At 63.6% G+C, this 4,320-nt stretch carries 5 protein-coding genes and 1 pseudogene; 2 read left to right on the forward strand and 4 right to left on the reverse strand.

Annotated elements, in window-relative coordinates:
* Nucleotides 1-427: 427 nt before the first annotated feature.
* From HY699_18040 to HY699_18050, 3 genes and pseudogenes are all read right to left on the reverse strand, one after another.
* Complete coding sequence (locus HY699_18040) at nucleotides 428-790, reverse strand: DUF5615 family PIN-like protein (GenBank protein MBI4517711.1); 363 nt, start codon at nucleotides 788-790, stop codon at nucleotides 428-430.
* Nucleotides 787-1,122 carry a DUF433 domain-containing protein gene (locus HY699_18045; protein MBI4517712.1) on the reverse strand — a complete coding sequence of 112 codons (336 nt, stop codon included), beginning with the start codon at nucleotides 1,120-1,122 and terminating at the stop codon, nucleotides 787-789. The genes HY699_18040 and HY699_18045 overlap by 4 nt, the downstream gene beginning before the upstream one ends.
* 215 nt (nucleotides 1,123-1,337) lie before the next feature.
* Nucleotides 1,338-1,562: pseudogene (locus HY699_18050) on the reverse strand (tyrosine-type recombinase/integrase).
* 103 nt (nucleotides 1,563-1,665) lie between these two features.
* Between HY699_18050 and HY699_18055 the strand changes: the two are divergent.
* On the forward strand, nucleotides 1,666-1,848 hold the full coding sequence (locus HY699_18055; GenBank protein ID MBI4517713.1) for a hypothetical protein: 183 nt from the start codon (nucleotides 1,666-1,668) through the stop codon (nucleotides 1,846-1,848).
* A gap of 22 nt (nucleotides 1,849-1,870) precedes the next feature.
* On the opposite strand, the gene HY699_18060 is transcribed toward HY699_18055, so the two are convergent.
* The gene (locus tag HY699_18060; protein ID MBI4517714.1) at nucleotides 1,871-2,977 is read right to left on the reverse strand and encodes an IS630 family transposase; all 1,107 of its coding nucleotides are present in this window, start codon (nucleotides 2,975-2,977) and stop codon (nucleotides 1,871-1,873) included.
* Nucleotides 2,978-3,587: 610 nt separating this feature from the next.
* Between HY699_18060 and HY699_18065 the strand changes: the two genes are divergently transcribed.
* Nucleotides 3,588-4,320 (forward strand): DUF222 domain-containing protein (locus HY699_18065; GenBank protein MBI4517715.1); only part of this gene is annotated, 733 nt, incomplete at its 3' end.

Below are 4,320 nucleotides of genomic sequence, written 5' to 3' on the forward strand. Positions count from 1 at the left end.
AGTGCCCTCGTCGTCGACGCGGCGCGTGATGTTGCTTCGCGCGTCATAGGTCAAGGTCTCGAAGAAGACCTGGGAGTTGTCGGGTTTACGGTAGTCCAGGTAAGTGAACCCCACCACGGTTCTCGTAGCTGCAGGCCCTTTGCCCCTGTTGCGATGCTGGATTACGAGGTAGATAACGCCAGTGTTATCGCCGGTTTCGGCCCGGCACCCCCCGTAGCGAGTTTCGGGACTGCACGGTGTTGCCCCGAGAGGTCCACCGGTCAGCCAGGCGAGCGCGGCCAGAAGCCCGGCGGCCCCGACGCAGGCCTGGGCGACGGTGGCGATCCGTGCGGTTGCGTGTGGTGTTGTCGGGTGTAGCTCCACTGCTGGAAAGCCTAGCAGCGAAAGGAGAAGTTTGCCAGAGGGGCAAGCAGCCAGCGATGGCGGCTCAGAAGGGCAAGTAGGTGAGGCGATCGAGCCAGTCCTCGGCCTGGGAGGCGCCGACGATGAGCTCCAGCTGCTCCAGGGCCAGGCCGGTTGAGAGGCCCCGGCGCAACAGCAGCACGCCCCAGCATTGATGCCCGGCGGCCAGGTGGTCGGCGAAGTGGCCGGGCAGGGTCCTTCGGTCCAGGCTCACCAGCATCCGGTGCTCTTGCTCGCACCAGAGCAGAAGCTCGGGATCGGAGCTCCCGCAAGCCGGGGCCGCGTAGCTGCCGACCCGCAGGATGTCCGTGGCCGGTGCGCGGCGGCGCAAGCCCAGCTGCAGGGCGTTCTCCAGGTGCTCGTCGAAGAGCAGTGCGACGGGCCTCACGCGGACTTTTTGGCGGCCTTGAGGGCCCGCAGCCGCTCGATCACGGGGTTAGGCGGCTGTTTGAGATAGGCCTGGTAATTCTCGTAGCAAGCCTGGTGCTGGCAGGCGACGTACTGGTCGACCGGGTCCTTGTGTCCCACGTAGTAGGTGAGCACGCCGTAGATGGCCTCCAGCTGGAGTGAGGGGTAATCCCAGGCCATCTCCTCAGGGGAGCGGCCCTTGTAGTACTCGTCGATGAGGAAGGCCAGGTCGATGCGGGTGCCTCGCACGCGCACGTCGTCCTCGGCGTGGAAGTCCAGGTAGGGGCAAGGTGGGAGTCTTGGCCAGTCCATCACGCTTCTTGGTACTGCCATGGCCAGGGTTGGCGCAAGGGGGTTCACGGCTCCAACTCCTCCTGGTCGGCCTCGGCGGCCAGCTCCTCGAGCAGCTCGTCGGCCTGGGTCCCTGGGCTGGCGGCCTGCGTGGTGGCGGCGGTGGCTGGCGCGGCGGCTGACGCGGAGGCTGCAAGCACAGAGGCTGGCGGCGGGGTTCGGGGCGCCAGGTGAGCGGCGGGATGAGTGGCGTCGTGGATCTGTTTGAGCATGCGGATGCTGACCTGGGTATAGATCTGGGTGGTGGTGATCTGGGCGTGGCCGAGCAGTTCTTGCAGAAAGCGCACATCGGCGCCGTTTTCGAGCATCAGGGTTGCCATCGAGTGACGAATCAGGTGACAGGAGCCGGTCTTGCCGAGCTGGGCGCGGAGGATGTAGTTGCGCACCAGCTCGCTGACCATGGTGGGCGAGAAGAACAGGCCTAGTACAGCTCATGGGAAGTAGTCGAACAGTTTCCCGTGCCCGTCTCGTGCCCTGACCGGGGCCTTTCTACGGAGCAATGAAATGCGGCAGGATGCTCTCGATGACGTCGAGAAGTTCCTCTACCGTGCCGGCGAATGGAGTGCTTTCCCAACGCCGACCCGTCCAGTCGCGACAAGAGAGGCCGTAGAAGTCTCCCTGCAGCCAGGTGAGGCGCAGGCGGTCGTCTATCACGGGCGGCTGATTTGGTTGTACCTCCTCGCGTGAAACGATGATGTGGCTGCCTCGGCTACGGGTGAGCAATCCCTGCATCGATGAGCGTTGGTTCAGGAGGGCCTGCAGGTGCTCGGCCCTCAGTTGCATGCTTCGCTTCAGGTGAGGGGTCATCCGATGAAGTCTTGCGCTGTCTCACCCATCGTGCAACCGGTGGAGTTCCTCGATGCAATGGGTAGCCCTTCCATGTCCATTTGAACGGATGGGCACGTTTCTCGTTCCACTCCTCGATGTAACGCATGAGAGTTCCGACAAGGGCCGGAACACTCTGGAAGCTACCGTGCCTGAGCCGCTCCTTTTGGAGAAGTGAAAACCAAATTTCCACCTGGTTCATCCAGGAAGCATGGGTGGGCGTGAAATGGAGCTGGAACCGGCTCCCTTGGCGGGTATTCCAGTCGCGGACTGCTTGGCTGACGTGAGTGTTTAGGTTATCCGCGATGAGATGGACTGCGCCGCTGGGATACGTGTCCGCGACCATGTCCAGGAAGCGCAAGTAGTCGGGTTGCTTGCGGGTCGCGTTGCACCATCCCAGAACCTTGCCCGTGCCAACGTTGAAACAGGCGAACAGGCAAGTCGTTCCATGCCGGATATACTCGGACTCGAAGAGCCCGGAGTAGCCAGGCGCAGGCGCCACAATGGGGTACTTTCTCTCAAGAGCCTGGATGCTTGTCTTCTCATCGATAGACAGCACCGTCTCGCCCTGAAGCGCTCGCACCGTGTAGAGATCGACGATGTCTCGCATCTTCGTGTCGAAGTGGGGATCGCGGCTGAACATCCACATACGAAAGCTCTGGGGCCGTAGGTCCACCTTGTTGAGGATGTTCCAGATCGATGTCGTGCCGATCGATTGGACTCGTCCGCTTTCCAGTACGGCAGTGCGCAGTGAGTCGAGAGACCAATGGCTTCGCTCGACGCCGAAGTCCGGCGGCAGTCGACAGGCCATCGAAACCACCTCGTGTCGCTCCAGAGATGTAATGCGGGGGGGACGACCTGACCTCGGCTTCTCCACCAAGCCTTCGAGACCACCTTTCAAGTACCGCTCCTGCCAACGCAGTACCTTGGCTCGACCGCACCCCAAGCGCTCGGCAATCTCAGTGGTGCCTCGGTTCTCACCGGACAACAAGATGATGCGGCACCGTTCTACGTGCCCATGCTCAGCTGTACGTCTACGGCATTTTTGCCGCAAGTCGTGAATCTCGCCTCCGGCCAGCCGGAGGGTGTGAGACGGTCGCGGACCAGGCATGTGGCACCTCCCTGGTGATACATGCCTCGAGATTCCCTCCGCCGCACCAACAAGGAGTCTGCACGCGGGCGCGACGAGGCGCGCCCCAGATGCCACGCTCCCGCACCAGTAGATCTGTTCGACAACCTTTCGGGTTCATTGCGTACTTTGGCCAGCACCGGAGTTTCCCCAAGCTGCCATGAAGTGCGGCAGGACACGTTCGATGGCATCGAGCGGTCGAATGCGACTTCGTGCCAAAAACCCCTGATTCCCTGCGCACGAAAAGGCTTGACAAGTCTCCTCACACGACTCGGGCAGTCTCGAGCGGGACCCTCAATCCTCGGCTCCTGGAGGCTTTCCCGAGGGGTTTCGGGCTCGAAACAGCCCGTTCTCTCCTCACGCCTCATCCGAGCAGGAGATCGGGCTCGAGGGGGCCCTCTCCGGGCCTCGAGAAATCGCGTGGTACCTTTCCTCTCGCCGCATCGATACTGGCAAGACAGGAGGACTCGCGATGCTCGAAGTCGGGACCCGTCGAAGTGAGCTGTCCGCTCTGGGCAATGAGAATCTGTTGCTGGAACTCTCGAAGCTCGCCCGCGAGGATGGGCGGATCCTCGTGGAGATTCTGCTGCACCTGAGCGAGGTGGAGAGAAGGAGGCTCCACGTGGATCGCGGCTATCGCTCGCTCTTCGCCTACTGCACCGGCAAGCTCGGCTGGTCGGAGTCGGAGGCGGGACGCCGGATTGCCGTGGCGCGAGCGATGACTCAGTTCCCCGCGATCGGCGAGCTCCTGCTCTCCGGGAAAGTCCACCTGAGCGGTGTGGCGCATGTCGCCCCGCTTCTCACCGGGGAGAACCACGCGTCGTTGCTCGAGCGGATCAGCAGGGCATCTCGCCGGGAGATCGAGACGATCGCCGCCGAGCTCCGGCCCGCCCGCCGGACGAGGGACGGACTGCGAGCCCTCGGCCGCCTCGGGACCGAGGGCGCGCCGGCGACGGCCTCGCCGGAGAAGAACCGTGCCCAGGCCGCATCACGTCCCAGCAGTGGGTTGCAAGCCGGACGAACCGAGTCCGAGGGAGAGGCGAAGCCGAAGCCGTCGGCCGTGAGAACAGCGACGGCTTCCGGCCCGCGGGCCGAGGCGGCGGAATCGGAGGACCAGGGCCGGCTCTGGCCGCGCAACGCCACGGGTGAGTTCACTCCCACCGGTGGGAGTGATTCGAGTACGGGCACCCAGCTCGGCGAAGCGC

Source organism: Deltaproteobacteria bacterium (genome assembly GCA_016210005.1).
Classification (GTDB): Bacteria; Desulfobacterota; Binatia; order HRBIN30; family JACQVA1; genus JACQVA1.